This is a genomic window from Nonomuraea sp. NPDC052634, assembly GCF_040678535.1.
In the GTDB taxonomy this organism is placed as follows: domain Bacteria; phylum Actinomycetota; class Actinomycetes; order Streptosporangiales; family Streptosporangiaceae; genus Nonomuraea; species Nonomuraea fastidiosa.
The window spans coordinates 88,657-104,200 of record NZ_JBFATY010000010.1 but is presented as its reverse complement, the minus strand read 5'-3'; the positions used below and the strand labels follow the sequence as shown (position 1 = coordinate 104,200).

Genomic DNA, 15,544 nt, shown 5'->3' with positions numbered 1-15,544 from the left:
GTGGACCCCGGGCGGGCGTGCGCGTGCCGGGCGTGGACCCCGGGCGGGCGTGCGCGTGCCGGGCGTGGACCCGGGGTCGGCGGGCGTGTGTCGGGCGTGAACCGTGAGGCCGCCGGGCGTGCGCGGGGCGTGCGCGTGTCAGGCGTACAGGAAGAAGTGTGTTCAGGCGTAGAGGAAGAAGTACCGGTAGCGGCTCTCCCACACGCACGAGTAGTCCTGCCACCAGTCCTGCGTGATGCCCTGGTGACCCACCCGCTCGCAGTCGGCGTAGTGCTTGAAGACGCCGACGAGCCGGTCGGCGGCCTGCGCCGGCGCGGCGCCGATGGTCAGCGACATCGCGAGCGCCGTCACGGTGGTGCAGACAACAGCGCGTGCCTTACGCATTCGTCCTCCTGGGGCTGGGGGTCGTGACGCCGGACATTATCACTTACCGAGCGCCGTGAGAATTGTCAGAGCCGATTCGACAGCGGCTATTCACGCGCTTTTTCTGGCGTGATCACCACGGGTGATGCGGGCGTCACTTTTCGGGGTGTCCGGCCGTCGTGTCATAACGGCCTGGAAATGCCTCGGGGGCGGGTATCCGACCGCCTGTGCGCGCCCGTGCTGATCTTGGCGCTCTGTGCCCACTAAGTTCGCTTTATGGCGTTTTCTTGCCTTATTAGCGTGCAAGGCGGAGATCTTTGACCATTCTCGCTCTGGTGTCATATCGTCGCCCCGCCCCTATCGAGTGAGCCGATCATCCGGAGCCGCACCATGCACGCTCGACCCCGCACGGCCGTGATCGTCTGCATGGCGATGGCGCTGCTGGCCGCCGTCGGCCTCTCCGCGGCCTTCTCCCGGCCGGCCCAGGCCGCGCAGGTCATCACCGACATCGCCTATGCGCCCGCGCAGCCGACCGGCAGCAGGGGCCACCTGCTCGACCTCTACCTCCCGGACGCCGGCACCACCCCGAGGCCGCTGCTCATCTGGCACACCGGCTCGGCCTGGAGCAGCGACGACGGCAAGGAGGGCGCGGACGCGATCGCCGACGTCTTCGGCCCGCTCGGCTTCGCCGTGGCCGGCGTCAGCGTCCGCAGCAGCGCCCAGGCGGCCTTCCCCGCCCAGGTGCACGACATCAAGGCGGCCATCCGATGGCTGCGCGCGAACGCCGCCACGTACGGGCTGGACCCGAACCGCTTCGCGATCGCCGGCGACTCATCCGGCGGCTGGCTGACGGAGATGACGGTCTTCTCCGGCGGCGTCGCCGCGCTGGAGGGCGACATCGACGTCACCGGCGTCTCCAGCGCCGTGCAGGCCGGGCTCGCCTTCTACAGCCCCACCGACTTCCTGCAGATGAACGCCCAGAACCTGCCGGGCGGCGGCCTCGACCACGACTCGCCCGCCTCGCCCGAGTCCCTGCTGGTCGGCTGCGCCATCCAGACCTGCCCCGACAAGGTCGCGCAGGCCAACCCCATGACGTACGTCGACGCGAACGACCCGCCGCTGCTGTTCCTGCACGGCCAGGCCGACTTCCTGGTGCCGCACGGGCAGAGCGTGCTGCTCTTCGAGCGCGTCAAGGCGCAATGCGGCCGCGCCACGTTCGTCTCGGTGCCCGGGGCCGACCACATGATGGACCAGATCATGGATCCCGCCCACTACGGCTCGGAGACCGTGCGCACCACGGCCGACTGCGGCGAGACCGCCGGCACCGGCACGCTCAACCCGACCTGGCCCAACTTCGTCACGTTCCTGCGCGGCGGGCTGCGCATGGGCACCTCCTGCGAGGTCTCCTACTCCACCGGCGCATGGAACGGCGCGTTCAACGGCAGCGTGACCGTCAGGAACACCGGCACCACCCCCGTCTCCGGCTGGACCGTCACCTGGATCTGGCCGGGCGACCAGCAGATCACCGACGCGTGGAACGCCGTCGTGACCCAGACCGGCGCCCAGGTGGTCGCCCGTGACGACGGCCACAATTCCTACATCGGCCCCGGCTCCAGCCAGAGCTTCGGCTTCTCGGCGACCGCCACCGGCTCGAACGAGCGACCGGCCGAGTTCAAGGTGAACGGCATCACCTGCACCACGGCGCCCTCCTGAGTGCCCGCCAGGTGAACGGCGCGCGCCTAAAGGCGCGCGCCCGCCGCCGCATGCATTCCTTCCGCCGAATTCCGCTCGGTGAAATTTCAACGACCCCTGTGGAAAATCGGATTTCCGCAATTCAACACGTTCGGGCGCGCGGCGGTCACGATATGTCGCCGACCAAATGCTGGACATCACCATTGCCTCGTTCGGCAGGCCGCCCCTATCCTTGCCGTGAAATCGGCCCGCCGGCCTATTTCGCGGTTTCCCGCCCGCCGGACGGGCCCTTGAAATCCCCGGGCCCCCGCCATTTCACAGCGGTCGCCTTCCGCTTGTCAGAAGGCCGCCGTCCGGGATCGTCGATGAGTGAAGGGGACGTGTGCGCATCTCGAACATCTACGTCAGAAGCATCGGCGTCCACGTGCCGGAGAGCGTGAGCGTCGAGCACGCGGTACGCGAGGGCTGGTACCCGGCGGAGGAGGCGGAGCGGTTCCGCCAGCTCGGCGCGGCCGTCGCCGGTGACATGCCCGCACCCGAGATGGCGCGGCTCGCCGTGCTCGACGCCTACGACCGCTGGGGCGAGTCCGCGCCGCGCGAGCTCGATCTGCTGCTCTACGCGTCGGTCTGGCACCAGGGCCCCAACGGCTGGCAGCCCCAGCACTACCTCCAGCAGCACCTGCTCGGCGGCGGCGTGCCCGCGTTCGAGATCAGGGCGGGCTGCGTCGGCATGATCAGCTCGCTGGAGCTGGCGGCCAGCTACCTGCGGGCCGACGACGCGCGCGAGACCGCCATGGTCGTCTCCGCCGACAACCACGGCACCCCGCTGGTGGACCGCTGGCGGATGACGCCGGGCGCGCTCATCGGCGACGCCGCGGCCGCGCTCGTGCTCGGCAAGGACTACGGCATGGCGGAACTGCTGTCGGTCAACGTCGCCGTGATCCCCGAGGCCGACGCGGTCAACGCCGGCGCGTACCCGCTGTTCCCGCCGGACGCCACCGTCGGGCGCGGGCTCAGCTTCTCCGACCGGCATGAGGAGTTCCGGCAGCAGCTGCTCAAGAAGCAGGGCACCGGCATCCACCTGACCATCCAGAAGACGATGATGCAGCAGGTCGAGCAGACCCTCGACGAGGCCGGCATCACGCTCGGCGACATCACGCGGGTGGCGTTCCCGCACGGCAGGCGCGAGGACCTCGACGGGCAGATGGCCTGGCTGGGCATCGAGGAGGACCAGACGACCTGGGAGTACGGGCGGCGCGTCGGCCACTGCGGCGCCGCCGACCAGTTCATCGCCTTCGAGCACCTGCTCGCGACCGGTGCGCTGAAGCCCGGCGACCACCTGCTCGCGGTCGGGTTCGGCTCCGGCACGTCCGTCGCCGCGGCGGCCTTCCGCGTCCTGTCACCCAGCCCCGTCACGCAAGGAGCACGCGCATGACCGACGACCTCACCGGCAAGCTGGTCGCGTTCGTCCAGGACAACCTCGTCCAGGACGGCGACGACCTCACCATCGACGCGCACACCCCGCTGCTGTCCTCCGGGCTGCTCGACTCGCTGCGCACCGCGCGGCTGCTCACCTACCTCCGCAAGGACCTCGGCATCGCCGTGCCCGCCGCCAAGCTCGACCCCGAGAACTTCCGCGACGTCGCCACCATCGTCGCGATGGTCGCCGAGCTCGAAGCCGTCTAGCGGGGGAGCGTTCATGCGGTACGCCGACACCTACATCGCCGGCGTGGGAGCCTTCGTCCCGCGCACCGTCGTCAGCGTCGAGAAGGCCGTCGCCAAGGGCTGGTACCCGGCCGGGGAGGCCGACCTGCACCAGCTCGCCGGAGCGGCCGTGGCCGGCGACCTGCCCGCCCCCGAGATGGCCCTGCACGCCGCGCGCAGCGCCCTCAAGCGCAGCGGCCGCGCGCCGGGCGACCTCGGCCTCCTGCTGTACGCCTCCACCTGGCATCAGGGCCCCGACGGCTGGCCCCCGCACTCCTACCTGCAGCGCCACCTCGTCGGCGGCGACGCCCTGGCCACCGAGATCCGGCAGGGCTGCAACGGCATGTTCATCGCCATGGAGCTCGCGGCAGGACACCTCAAAGCCGGCCCGGGCCGGCCCGCCGCCCTGCTGGTCGCCGCCGACAACTACGGCACCCCGCTCATGGACCGCTGGCGCATGGGCCCCGGCTACATCGGCGGCGACGCCGCCGCCGCGCTCGTGCTCAGCAGGGAGCCAGGTTTCGCGCGCCTCGCGTCGATCTGCACCACGACCGTCACCGAGGCCGAAGAGCTGCACCGAGGCAGCGAGCCGCTCTTCCCGCCCGGCGTCACCGTCGGCAGGAAGATGAGCTTCACCGCACGCAACGAGCAGTTCCGGCAGCAGATCATGCCCACCGGCGAGGCCACCGCCGCGCTCTTCTCCATCCAGCGGGCGCTGGAGGAGGTCGTCGAACGGCTGCTCGCGGAAAGCGGCATCACGCCCGCCGACCTCACCCGCGTGGCGTTCATGAACTACTCCAAAGAGATCGTCGAGCAGCGCTGCATGGCCCTGCTCGACCTGCCCATGTCCCGCTCCACCTGGGATTACGGCCGCACCATCGGCCACTGCGGCGCCGCCGACCAGGTCCTGTCACTCGACCACCTGCTGCTGACCGGGCGGCTCGGCCCCGGCGACCACCTGCTCATGCTCGGCACCGGGCCGGGCGTGACCGTCTCCGGCGCCGTCATCGAGATCATCGACACCCCTCAGTGGGCCTGAACATCGCGACACATCGAAGGGAAACCGACGCGCATGGCCGACAGCCCCCGCGCAGCCCGGCAGGAACCAGTGGCGGTGATCGGCATCGGCTGCCGCCTGCCAGGAGACGTGCAGGCGCCGGATGAGTTCTGGGACCTGCTGCGCGCCGGCCGGAACACCACCGGGCCGCTGCCCGACGGCCGCTGGCGCCCGTACGAGCGGCGCAGCCCCGAAGACGCCGCCGCGCTGCGCGACGCCGTACGCTACGGCAGCTTCCTCCGCGACATCGAAGGCTTCGACGCCGAGTTCTTCGGCCTGTCGCCCCGCGAGGCCGAGCTGATGGACCCGCAGCAGCGCCTGGTCATGGAGACCGCATGGGAGGCGCTGGAACACGCGGGACTGCCGCCGCACACCCTGGCCGGCACCGACGCCGGCGTGTTCATCGGCGTGTGCACCGCCGACTACGGCGGGCGGCTGCTCGAAGACCTGCCCCAGATCGAGGCGTGGACCGGGATCGGCGCCGCCACCTGCGCCGTCGCCAACCGCGTCTCCTACTCCCTCGACCTGCGCGGCCCCAGCATGGCGATCGACACCGCCTGCTCGGCGTCGCTGGTCGCGCTCCACCTCGCCGCGCAGAGCCTGCGGCTCGGCGAGAGCGACGTCGCCCTGGCCGGCGGCGTCAACCTGCTGGCCACGCCGGGCCAGACCCTCACGCTCGGCACCGCGGGGGCGCTGGCGCCCGACGGGCGTTCGAAGTCGTTCGACGCCGCAGCCGACGGCTACGGACGCGGCGAGGGCTGCGGCGTGGTCGTGCTCAAGCGGCTGGCCGACGCCCGGCGCGACGGCGACCGCGTGCTCGCGCTCGTCATCGGCAGCGCCGTCAACCAGGACGGCCACACCAACGGCATCATGGCGCCCTGCGGCGAGGCCCAGGAACACGTGATGCTGCGCGCCTGCCGCCAGGCGGGCGTCGAGCCGTCCACCATCGACTACGTCGAGGCGCACGGCACCGGCACCCGGCTCGGCGACCCGCTGGAGGCCGCCGCACTGTCCGCCGTCTACGGCGCGGGCCGCCCGCCCGGCGACCCCTGCCTCATCGGCTCGGTCAAGTCCAACATCGGCCACCTCGAAGGGGCCGCAGGCATCGCCGGCGTCATCAAGGCCGTGCTCGCGCTCGACCGCGGCGAGATCCCGCCGACCGTGCTGACCACCCTCAACCCGGCCATCCCGTGGGACGGCTCGGGTCTGCGCGTGGTGACCGAGCCCACCGCCTGGCCGCGCCGCGACCACCCGCGCAGGGCCGGCGTCTCCAGCTTCGGGTACGGCGGCACGGTCGCCCACATCGTGCTCGAACAGGCCCCCGTCGTTCCCGAGCGGCCGGTGGAAGAGCAGACGGGGGAGCGGCTCTACCCGCTGTCGGCGGCATCCTGGCAGGCTCTGCGCCAGTACGCGGGCAGGCTCGCCGACCACGTGGACGGCGGGCTCGACCTGGCGTCGCTGGGACACACGCTGGCGCTGCGCCGTACCCACCTGGCCCGCCGGGCCGTCGTGGCGGCCGGTGGCCGGGACGAGCTCGCCGCCGCCCTGCGCAGGCTCGCTGACGACGTGCCCGCCGAGACCGTCATCACCGGCGATGTGCTGCCCGACCTCGGGCCGGGGCCGGTCTGGGTGTTCTCCGGGCAGGGCTGCCAATGGCGCGGCATGGGACGCGAGCTGCTCGCCGTGCCGGAGTTCGCCGCCCTGGTCGACGAGGTCGAGCCGATCTTCGCCGAGGAGATCGGGTTCTCGCCCCGCCAGGTCCTGTCCGAAGGCGACCTCGGCTCCATCGACCGCGTCCAGACGATGATCTTCGTCATGCAGCTCGGCCTCGCCCGGCTCTGGAACGCCTGCGGCGTCGCTCCCGTCGCCGTCATCGGGCACTCCGTCGGCGAGATCGCCGCCGCGGTGACCGCCGGAGCCCTGAGCGTCGCCGACGGGGCCCGCCTCATCTGCCGCCGCTCCCGGCTGCTGCGCCGGGCCGAGGGCAAAGGCGGCATGGTCATGGTCGGGCTGTCGTTCGAGGAGGCGTCGGAACGGCTCGCGGGGCGTACCGACCTGGTGGCGGCCATCGCGTCCGCGCCCGGATCCACCGTGCTCTCCGGCGATCTGCCCGCCGTCGAGGCCGTGCTGGAGGAGTGGCCCGCCGAGGGCGTCGTGGTCCGGCGGGTGGCCTCCGACGTCGCCTTCCACAGCCCGCACATGGAGCCGCTCGCCGCCGAGCTGGCCGCCGCCACCGCCGGCCTCGCCTTCGGCGCGCCGCGCATCCCCATGTACACGACCACGCTGCCCGATCCCCGTTCCACGCCCGTGCTGGACGGCGCGTACTGGGCGGCCAACCTGCGCGACCCCGTACGCCTCGCCGCCGCCACGACGGCCGCCGCCGAGGACGGACACCGCGTGTTCCTGGAGATCTCGCCGCACCCCGTCGTCGCGCACTCCGTCACCGAGACGCTGTCCGAACACGGGTACGAGGACGTCTTCGTCGGCACCACCCTGCGCCGCAACCAGCCCGAGCTGCCGGCCTTCCACGTCGCGGTCGGCACCGCCCACTGCCACGGCGTCGAGGTGGACTGGCGGCGGCTCCACCCGTCCGGCGGGCTCGTCACCCTGCCCCCGTACGCCTGGCAGCGTCGCCGCCACTGGCGCGACCCCTCCACCTTCAACGACCGGCCCGGCCACAACCCCGCCTCCTTCACCCTGCTCGGGGCCGCGACCAGCATCGCCGGGAGCGGCACCCGCGTGTGGCGGACCAGCCTCCAGGACGCCGACCGGCCCTACCCGGGCAGCCACGCGCTCAACGGCGTCGAGATCGTGCCGGCCGCCGTCCTGGTCAACACGTTCCTGCGGGCGGCCGCCCGGTCGCCGGAGGAGGACGTCACGCTGACCGGCGTCGAGATGCTCCATCCGCTGATGACCGCCGAACGCCGGGAGATCCAGGTCGTGCACGAACCCCCGGCCGTCCGTCTCGCCGCCCGCACCCCCGCCGCCCCCGGCGAGCCGGAACCCGCCTGGCTGGTCCACGCGGGCGCCCAGGTCGCCCCCGCCCGCCCCGCCAAACCCGACGTCCTCCCGGACCCCGGCGCCCTGCGCCCCCTCGACCCCGGCTACGTACACCAGCGCCTCGCCTCGGTCGGCGTGCCCTCGACGGGCTTCGACTGGACCATCGACACGTTGCTGGGCGGCGACGGCATCCTCCGCGCCACGGTCCGCACCGTCGCAGGGAGAGGCAGGAACTCGGAGGGGCCGGGGAGCTGGGCACCGGCGCTGGATGCGGCCATGTCGGTCGCGCCCTGTGTGTTCCCCGGCGACCCGGTGCTGCGCATGGTCGTACGCATCGACGAGGTCGTGCTGACCGGCACCCCGCCCGCCGCGGTGATCATCGAGGCGGCGATGGATCCGGCGGCCGGCGACACCGTACGGGCGCTGATCGCCGACGTGGACGGCCGCGTGCTCGGCCACCTCACGGGCCTGCGCTACCCGGTGATCGACGCCCCCGCCCCCGCCGACGACGACCTGGGCGGCCCCGCCGAGTCGTTCGCCGGACTGCCGCCCGAGGCGCTGCGCGAACGCGTGCTGCCCGAGGTCCGCGCGGAGATCGCCGCCGTCATGCGGCTCACCCCCGACGCTCTCGCGATCCGTCGTCCCCTCGTCGAGCAGGGCCTGGACTCGGTGATGACCGTCATGGTCCGCCGCCGCCTGGAACGCCGCTTCGGCTGCCGCCTCCCCGCGACCCTGCTCTGGCAGCAACCCACGATCGCCGCCATCGCCGCTCACCTGGCCGGCCTCCTCACGTCTCGCCGCGAGAAGCCGAAGGCGGAGGCGCCGCCTGCGGAGGACAGCGCCCCGGTGATCGCCGGCTGAGCGGGGCGGCCCGAGGACGGAGACCCGCCTCGGGCCGCCCTCCCGCTGCCACCCTCAGACCGCGCGAGCCGTCACACCTTCGAGTCCAGGCCGCCGTCCGCCGGAGGCGTTGCCGTGTTCCGCCCGAGCCGTCGAGTCGTCGTCAGCACGAGCCGGGCGTTGGCGGCTCGGGCCGAGTCGTCTGCAGGTTGCGTCGGTTGTCACCGGGCTGCGGCGGCCTTCTTGATGGTTTCGGCCACCTCGTCCGGGGAGACCTGCCAGGGGGCGCCGTGGCCGGGCAGGACCCAGGACGCCTTCAGGCCGGCGAGCCGTTCGAGTGAGGACAGCGCCATGGCCGGGTCGTCGGTGAAGGGCGCGGGCTGGGGGCCGACGCGGCCGGTGAGGACGTGCCGCGTGGTGAGGGCATCACCGACGAAGACCGCGTCGGCGATCTCCACGTGGATCGCCACGCTCCCCGGCGAGTGCCCCGGCAGAGCGATGATCTTCGGGCTGCCGGGCAGGTCGAGGACGTCACCGTCGTTGACCTCGATGACCTCGCGGACGTACTTCGGGCGCAGGCCGTTCTTGCGCAGGCCGTACGCGAAGAACTGGATCGTCGGGCCGATCCGCATGGGCGGCGTGGAGACCTTGGGCTTCTCGCCCGTACGGACCCGTACGGCGTCGCCGGAGTGCACGAACACCGGCACGCCGTGGGTGCTGCGCAGGCGTTCGGCGAAGCCGATGTGGTCGGAGTCGCCGTGCGTCAGGATGAGCCCGCGGATGTCGGCCACGGTCTTGCCGATGGCGTGGAGCTCCTGCTGCAGGTCCTGCCAGTGGCCGGGCAGGCCAGCGTCGATCAGCGTGATGCCCTCGGGCGTGTCGATGAGGTAGCACGCCACGATGTCGTCGCCGAGCCGGTGCAGATGGGGTGCGAGTCGCATGTGGGCCTTCTCTTCCGAGCCCCGAACGGGCTACCTTGATAGCTAAGGTAATTAGCCATCATGGCTAACGTCAATAGCTATCAGAAGGGTTGTTACGGGTGCCCACTCCCGAGAAGACCTCCCTGAGCAAGATCGTCGCTGCCGGACGCGAGCTGCTGGAGGAGGTCGGCCGCCAGGGACTGACGATGCAGAGCGTGGCCGAGCGGGTGGGAGTGCGGGCCCCATCCCTGTACAAGCGCGTCGGCAACCGCGCGGACCTGCTGCGGGCCGTCGCCGAGGCCACCATCAACGACCTGGTCGCCCAGGGCGAGGCGACCGACGGATCGCTGGAGGAGCTGGTGCGCTCCTACCGGCGCTTCGCCCACGCCCATCCGGAGGGGTTCCGGTTGATGTTCGCGCCGGAGGCGCCGCGCGACGCGCTCGTCCGCCTGATCACACCGGTGCTGGAGGCGTCCGGGCGGCTGGCGGGGGAGGAGCACGCCCTGGAGGCCGCGCGTACGGTCACGGCCTGGGCCACCGGCTTCATCGACATGGAGCTGAACGGCCTGTTCCGGATGGGCGGCGACGTGGAGCGCGCCTTCGAGTACGGCCTGGCCGCCATCCTGCGCGCACTCAAGGACGGCCACTGACGCGCCGGTACGCCGCCGGAAGCGGATAGTTGCCCGCCACCTGGGGAAATGGGCAGATAAGGCCGTGCGTAACTGCGACCGGCACGCCCGCAAGGCCGGGCCGCCCAGCCGGCGGTGGAACGCGTCGGCGTCGGCGCCCGGCGTACAGGACGCTGACGCGGAGGGACGCTGACGCGGAGGACGCGGGCGTGCGGGATGCCGCGCACGCACCGCCTCGGGGGAGGAGGCGCAAGATGCCCGCATCGACCGTCGTCGGCTTCGACGGCTCGCGTACGGCGTGGTCGGCGCTCCGCTGGGCGGCCGAGGACGCCGCCCGCCGGGGGCTGGGCCTGCGGATCGTCCACGTACGCGAACCCTGGTGCGCCGAACACCCGATGGACGCCTCCGTCGAGACCGACACCATGACCGCACGGTGCGAGAGCATGCTCGCCGACGCCGCCGCGCGCGCCCGCGACATGGCGCAGGAGACGCCGATCTCGACGGCGCTGATCACGGGGGCGGTGACGGAACGGCTCGTGACCGAGTCGGAGTCGGCCGACACCGTGGTGGTGGGCAGCAGGGGACTGGGCGGGTTCGCCGGCCTGGTGCTGGGCTCGGTCGGGATCGGCCTGGCCGGGCACGCGGCGTGCCCTGTGGTCGTGGTCAGGCGGATGCCGCGCGCGCCGGGCGGCGACGTCGTCGTGGGCTTCGACGGCTCACCGGCGGCGGAGCGGGCCCTGGAGTACGCCGCCAAGCAGGCCGTCGCCCGCCGGACCCGCCTGCTCGCGCTGCACGGCCTGCGCTGCCCGCCCGCCGCTCCGCATCCCGCCGGGTTCGGCCCGCTGATGACGGTGGACGACGGCGATGAGATCGCCCGGCGGCTGGGGGAGTGGCGGGACACGCACCCCGGCGTGGAGCTGTCGGTGTCGCTGAGCTTCGAGCATCCGATAGCGGCCCTGTCGGCGGCATCGCGCGCGGCCGATCTCGTGGTCGTGGGCGCGGTGGGACTCACCGGGCTGCCGCCGGGGCGGCTCGGCTCGGTCGTGCACAGCGTCCTGCACCGGGCGCACTGCCCGGTGGCCGTGGTCAACGGCCCGAGCCCGTCGGCCTGACCGCACCCCGCCTTCCCACCACGTCGAGCGCTCGCGCCGAAGCGCCGCGTCGAGCGCTCGCGCCAACGCGCCGCGTCGAGCGCTCGTGCCGAAGCGCCGCGGCGTCCCCGCACGACGCCCTCACGCCGTACGCGGACGTACCACCGCGACCGGGCACACCGCGTGGTGCAGCAGGCCGTGGCTCACCGAGCCCAGTACGGCGGCGGCGAAGCCGCCCCGTCCTCGCGAGCCGACCACGACGAGTTCGGCCGAGGCGGAGGCGTCGGCGAGCGCGGCGACCGGGTGCGCCCGCACCTGCGACCCTTCGAACCGCACGTCGGGGTACTCGCTCGCCCAGATGTCCAGGCGTTCTTGCGCGGCATCGCGGTCCTCGTCGAAGGTGTCGGTGAACAGGTCGGTGAACTGCGGCCCGTAGGTGGCCAGCATCGGCTGCGACCAGGCGTACACGACCAGCAAGGTCGCGTCGCGGGCGCGGGCCTGCTCGACGGCGTAGCGCAGGGCCTCGCGCGCGGTGTCGGAGCCGTCGTCGCCGACCACGATCTTGCCGTGCCCGGCCGTCTCCGCGCCCGCGCGTACGACGACGACAGGCCCTTCGGCGTGCCCGGCGACGGCGAGGCCGACCGAGCCGAGCGCCAGCCCCGCGAACCCGCCGACGCCCCGGCTGCCCAGCACGACGCAGTCGCCGGTCACCGCCTGGCCGAGCAGCGCCTCCACCACGTTGCCTTCGAGCAGCTCGCTGACCACCTCTTGCGCGCCCGCCGCGCGCGCCCGGTCGGCGGCGGCCTCCAGCGTGCCCTCACAGTACTTCAGGCCCTCGGCGCTGCCCCGCCGCTGCTCGCACACGTGCACCAGGCGCAGCGGCAGGCGTCTGCGCCGGGCGTCGGCGGCCGCCCATTCCACGGCCGCGTGGGACGGCGTGGAGCCGTCCACGCCCACTACGATCGGTCGGCTCACTCCACTCCTCCTCACGCGTGCCCGGCTGAGAAACGGCTGCCCAGGTACGCGGTCGCGAGCCTCACGGGACGGTAAAGGCTCGGCCCCGCCATGCTTGCACCGCGCCGGGTTTGCCGGGATGGCCGCTGGTCAGAGGGTGTCCATGGGGGGACTCGTCATCGCAGGCACCGACGGCTCGGCACCCGCCACCGCGGCGGTGGAGTGGGCCGCTGACGACGCCAGGCGCACGGGCGCCGAGCTTCGCATCGTGCACGTGCTCGACCGCGGGCCGTACGCCATCGCCGGGGTGGCCGTCCCCATCGAGCCCGAGGACATCCTGATGCGCGCGGCGGAGAAGGTGGTCAAGCAGGCGGAGACGGCCGCGCGCGCCCGGCAGCCCGAGGTGCGGATCACCACGAAGGTCATCGAAGGCGTGCCCGCCGCCGTCCTGCTCGACCAGGCGCGCGAGGCGGATCAGCTCGTCATCGGCGACCGGGGGCTCGGCGGCTTCGCCCGGGCCATGCTCGGCTCGGTGAGCACGCGGCTGGCGGTGCACGCCCCGTGCACGGTGGTGGTGGTGCGCACCGAGCCCGGCGAGCCGTCGGGCGAGATCGCCGTCGGCGTCGACGACTCCGAGCACAGCGAACCGGCGATCGCGTACGCCTTCGAGCAGGCCGCCCTGCGCGGCGCGACTCTCCACCTGATCCACGCCTGGCAGGTCCCGGTGCACGCCTTCGCGCCCGAGATCTCGTACGAGGCCGACACGATCCGCGACTCCGTGCAGCAGATGGTCCGCTCCCGCACCGCGCGCTGGCAGGCCGAGCACCCCGAGGTGCGGACGGTGACGGACATCCCGTGCGCGCACCCCGTGGACGCCCTCACCGGCGCCGACTTCGACCTGGTGGTCGTCGGCACCCACGGCAGGGGACCGATCGGCTCGCTGCTGCTCGGCTCGGTCAGCAGGGGCGTGCTCCACCACGCGCGCCGCGCCGTCGCGGTGGTGCGCCGCGCTGAGGAGGGGCCGTGAACGTCGAGTCGATGACCGCCGCGCACGCCATGAGCCGGATCCTGGTGGTCGTCGCGCCCGACGAGTCGCCGCTGATGGCCTGGGAACTGATGCGCCGCGCCGGCGTGCACCACCTGCCCGTCGTGGAGGACGGTCACGTGCTGGGCATCCTGACCCGCGAGCGGCTCGCCTCCTCCTGGACGTGCGAGCCGGACAAGCAGTCCACCCGCCCCGTACGTTCGCTGCTGCAACGCGTGCCGCTGCCCCGGGTGCGCCCCGACACGCCGCTGACCAGGATCGCCGCCCTCATGGTCGACACCTGCTGCGACGCGGTGCCGGTGCTGTCGGAAGACGGGCTGATCGGCCTGGTGACGGCGCGCGACGTGCTGTCGGCCGTCGCCGGGCGCATCCGTGACGTCGAGGAGCCCGGCGAGATCATCACCGGGATGTTCCGCCTCGAACCCCTGCTGCCCGGCAGGCGCCGCTAGGAGCCGGGCGGGGTGCGGGACCTTCGTCCCTCCGATCGGGGTCGTTCGCCGCTCACGGGGCAGGCGAGGACGAGGGAACGTAGGACGTGGAAGCGAGGTGGACGTCATGTCGATCCTGGTCAAGGACGTCATGGGCCGGGTGGCCATCGCCGTGCTGCCCGATGCGGCGTTCGCGGAGATCGTGGCCGCGATGCGGCGTTACGCGGTCGGCGCGGTCACCGTGATCGACGAGAACAGGCGCCCGATCGGCGTGGTGTCGGAGACCGATCTGATGCTCAAGGAGATCGACCCGGTGCGGCATGGCGTGTCGATGTTCGAGTCGCGTACGCAGCGCCGCGAGTACGACAAGGCCGCAGGCGTGACGGCGGGCGAGCTGATGACCGCACCGCCGATCACCGTCACCCCCGAGACCAGGGTGCGGGACGCGGCCCGGCTCATGCACGCCAAACAGGTCAAGCAGCTCCCGGTCGTCGATCCGGAGACCGGGCGCATCGTCGGCACCCTGCACCAGCGCGACGTGCTGCGCGTCTTCACCCGCCCGGCCGCGGAACTGGAGCGGGACGTGCGGGCCGTGCTGCCGGAGGACGGCACGTTCACGGTCCGGATCGACGGGGGCGTGGTGCGGCTCGGCGGCCGGGTGCGGCGCAGGTCGCAGGTCATCGCGGTCGCCGAGGCCGTACGCGGCGTCGAAGGCGTGGTGGACGTGGTCTGCGAGGTCAGCTTCGACGACGACGACCTCATGGCCCTGCCCCCGCTGCTGTAGCGGCAGGCCATCGACCTTGGAGGCAGCCATGAGAACCCGATCGCCGAAGCAGGCACTGGAGGCCGCGGTGGACGCCGGCCGCTGGGCGCCGTCCGTGCACAACACCCAGCCCTGGACGTTCGCCGTCTCCGGCGAGGAGATCGCGCTGCGCGCCGACACCGCGAGGCGGCTGACCGCCGAGGACGCCTCCGGCAGGGAGCTGCTGATCAGCTGTGGCGCCGCGCTGTTCACGATCCGCACGGTGCTGCGCTGCAAGGGCTACGAACCCGTCGTACGGATCCTGCCCGACCCCGACCGTCCGGCCCTGCTGGCCACGATCGCGCTGGGCGAAAAGATCGAGGCGGACGAGTCCACGCGGATGCTCTGCGGGGAGATCGAGCGGCGCCGCACCCACCGGGCCGGCTTCGCCGCCATGCCGGTGCCCGACCGGCTGATCGACGCGCTGGCCAGGAGCGCCACGGAGGAGGGCGCGCGGCTGACGCCCGTACGCGATCCGGAGGCGATCCGCGTCATCGCCGGGCTCACCCAGGCGGCCCAGGGCGTGCAGCGGCGGGATCGGCGCTTCGACCTGGAGGTCATCGCCTGGGCGCGCCCGCCGGGCAGCAACCGCGCCGACGGTGTGCCCGCCACCGCCTACCCGCGCGAACCCGCACGTACCGAGCCCGACTTCCCGCAGCGCCACTACGCCTGGCGGCACGGCTGGGGCACGGAGGGCGCGCCCGCCGAGACGGAGACGGGCGTGGTGGCCGTGCTCACCACCCGGGGCGACGGCCGCGCCGACTGGATCGCCGCGGGCCAGGCGCTGCAGCACGTCCTGCTGCACGCCTCCGCGTACGGCGTGAGCGCCGCCTTCCACACCCAGGCGCTGGAGATGGACCCGCTGCGGGACTTCCTGCGGCGGGAGCTGCTGTCGGGGGAGCACCCACAGATGATCATGAGGCTCGGCGTCACCTTCGACGACGTCAGGGACATGCCGCGCCGCCCGCTCTCCGATGTCCTGACATGACGCCACGAGTGAGACGACCCGCGCGGCGCCA

General features: G+C 72.8%; 14 protein-coding genes. 11 read left to right on the top strand and 3 right to left on the bottom strand.

The window, feature by feature from the left end:
• Positions 1-162: 162 nt before the first annotated feature.
• The gene (locus tag AB0K67_RS32255; protein ID WP_364067843.1) at positions 163-384 is read right to left on the bottom strand and encodes a hypothetical protein; all 222 of its coding nucleotides are present in this window, start codon (positions 382-384) and stop codon (positions 163-165) included.
• A gap of 369 nt (positions 385-753) precedes the next feature.
• On the opposite strand from AB0K67_RS32255, the gene AB0K67_RS32250 reads away from it, so the two are divergent.
• The 5 genes from AB0K67_RS32250 to AB0K67_RS32230 all read left to right on the top strand — a co-directional run bounded on the left by AB0K67_RS32250 (position 754) and on the right by AB0K67_RS32230 (position 8,677).
• On the top strand, positions 754-2,076 hold the full coding sequence (locus AB0K67_RS32250) for a cellulose binding domain-containing protein (protein WP_364067841.1): 1,323 nt from the start codon (positions 754-756) through the stop codon (positions 2,074-2,076).
• Between the two features lie 361 nt (positions 2,077-2,437).
• Positions 2,438-3,490: a ketoacyl-ACP synthase III family protein gene (locus AB0K67_RS32245; protein WP_364067839.1), complete on the top strand. Its 1,053-nt coding sequence runs from the start codon at positions 2,438-2,440 to the stop codon at positions 3,488-3,490.
• Positions 3,487-3,741, top strand: a complete 255-nt coding sequence (locus AB0K67_RS32240; RefSeq protein ID WP_364067837.1) for a phosphopantetheine-binding protein — start codon at positions 3,487-3,489, stop codon at positions 3,739-3,741. The genes AB0K67_RS32245 and AB0K67_RS32240 overlap by 4 nt, the downstream gene beginning before the upstream one ends.
• A gap of 13 nt (positions 3,742-3,754) precedes the next feature.
• Positions 3,755-4,798 carry a ketoacyl-ACP synthase III family protein gene (locus AB0K67_RS32235; RefSeq protein WP_364067835.1) on the top strand — a complete coding sequence of 348 codons (1,044 nt, stop codon included), beginning with the start codon at positions 3,755-3,757 and terminating at the stop codon, positions 4,796-4,798.
• 33 nt (positions 4,799-4,831) lie between these two features.
• On the top strand, positions 4,832-8,677 hold the full coding sequence (locus tag AB0K67_RS32230) for a beta-ketoacyl synthase N-terminal-like domain-containing protein (RefSeq protein ID WP_364067833.1): 3,846 nt from the start codon (positions 4,832-4,834) through the stop codon (positions 8,675-8,677).
• A 200-nt stretch (positions 8,678-8,877) separates the two neighbouring features.
• Here AB0K67_RS32230 and AB0K67_RS32225 read toward each other — a convergent pair whose 3' ends face one another.
• On the bottom strand, positions 8,878-9,597 hold the full coding sequence (locus tag AB0K67_RS32225; RefSeq protein WP_364067831.1) for an MBL fold metallo-hydrolase: 720 nt from the start codon (positions 9,595-9,597) through the stop codon (positions 8,878-8,880).
• A 98-nt stretch (positions 9,598-9,695) separates the two neighbouring features.
• On the opposite strand from AB0K67_RS32225, the gene AB0K67_RS32220 reads away from it, so the two are divergent.
• Both AB0K67_RS32220 and AB0K67_RS32215 read left to right on the top strand, forming a co-directional pair.
• Complete coding sequence (locus tag AB0K67_RS32220) at positions 9,696-10,226, top strand: WHG domain-containing protein (protein ID WP_364067829.1); 531 nt, start codon at positions 9,696-9,698, stop codon at positions 10,224-10,226.
• Between the two features lie 233 nt (positions 10,227-10,459).
• Positions 10,460-11,317, top strand: coding sequence for a universal stress protein (locus AB0K67_RS32215; protein ID WP_364067827.1), 858 nt, complete (start codon positions 10,460-10,462; stop codon positions 11,315-11,317).
• A gap of 120 nt (positions 11,318-11,437) precedes the next feature.
• Here AB0K67_RS32215 and AB0K67_RS32210 read toward each other — a convergent pair whose 3' ends face one another.
• Entirely contained in the window at positions 11,438-12,271 is an 834-nt protein-coding gene (locus AB0K67_RS32210; protein ID WP_364067825.1) for a universal stress protein, read from the bottom strand.
• A gap of 142 nt (positions 12,272-12,413) precedes the next feature.
• Here AB0K67_RS32210 and AB0K67_RS32205 point away from each other — a divergent pair, with 142 nt between their 5' ends.
• The 4 genes from AB0K67_RS32205 (at position 12,414) to AB0K67_RS32190 (ending at position 15,513) form a co-directional block, all read left to right on the top strand.
• A complete protein-coding gene (locus tag AB0K67_RS32205; RefSeq protein ID WP_364067824.1) occupies positions 12,414-13,277 on the top strand; it encodes a universal stress protein in 864 nt (287 codons plus the stop codon).
• On the top strand, positions 13,274-13,744 hold the full coding sequence (locus tag AB0K67_RS32200; protein WP_364067822.1) for a CBS domain-containing protein: 471 nt from the start codon (positions 13,274-13,276) through the stop codon (positions 13,742-13,744). The genes AB0K67_RS32205 and AB0K67_RS32200 overlap by 4 nt, the downstream gene beginning before the upstream one ends.
• A gap of 106 nt (positions 13,745-13,850) precedes the next feature.
• Entirely contained in the window at positions 13,851-14,507 is a 657-nt protein-coding gene (locus AB0K67_RS32195; protein ID WP_364067821.1) for a CBS domain-containing protein, read from the top strand.
• A gap of 28 nt (positions 14,508-14,535) precedes the next feature.
• Positions 14,536-15,513, top strand: coding sequence for a nitroreductase family protein (locus AB0K67_RS32190; protein WP_364067820.1), 978 nt, complete (start codon positions 14,536-14,538; stop codon positions 15,511-15,513).
• The last annotated feature ends 31 nt before the right edge of the window (positions 15,514-15,544 follow it).

Excerpts from the sequence above, each read along its gene's own strand:
- AB0K67_RS32255 (WP_364067843.1), bottom strand. The coding sequence starts at position 384 with ATGCGTAAGGCACGCGCTGTTGTCTGCACCACCGTGACGGCGCTCGCG.
- AB0K67_RS32250 (WP_364067841.1), top strand. The coding sequence starts at position 754 with ATGCACGCTCGACCCCGCACGGCCGTGATCGTCTGCATGGCGATGGCG.
- AB0K67_RS32240 (WP_364067837.1), top strand. The coding sequence starts at position 3,487 with ATGACCGACGACCTCACCGGCAAGCTGGTCGCGTTCGTCCAGGACAAC.
- AB0K67_RS32235 (WP_364067835.1), top strand. The coding sequence starts at position 3,755 with ATGCGGTACGCCGACACCTACATCGCCGGCGTGGGAGCCTTCGTCCCG.
- AB0K67_RS32230 (WP_364067833.1), top strand. The coding sequence starts at position 4,832 with ATGGCCGACAGCCCCCGCGCAGCCCGGCAGGAACCAGTGGCGGTGATC.
- AB0K67_RS32225 (WP_364067831.1), bottom strand. The coding sequence starts at position 9,597 with ATGCGACTCGCACCCCATCTGCACCGGCTCGGCGACGACATCGTGGCG.
- AB0K67_RS32215 (WP_364067827.1), top strand. The coding sequence starts at position 10,460 with ATGCCCGCATCGACCGTCGTCGGCTTCGACGGCTCGCGTACGGCGTGG.
- AB0K67_RS32205 (WP_364067824.1), top strand. The coding sequence starts at position 12,414 with ATGGGGGGACTCGTCATCGCAGGCACCGACGGCTCGGCACCCGCCACC.
- AB0K67_RS32195 (WP_364067821.1), top strand. The coding sequence starts at position 13,851 with ATGTCGATCCTGGTCAAGGACGTCATGGGCCGGGTGGCCATCGCCGTG.
- AB0K67_RS32190 (WP_364067820.1), top strand. The coding sequence starts at position 14,536 with ATGAGAACCCGATCGCCGAAGCAGGCACTGGAGGCCGCGGTGGACGCC.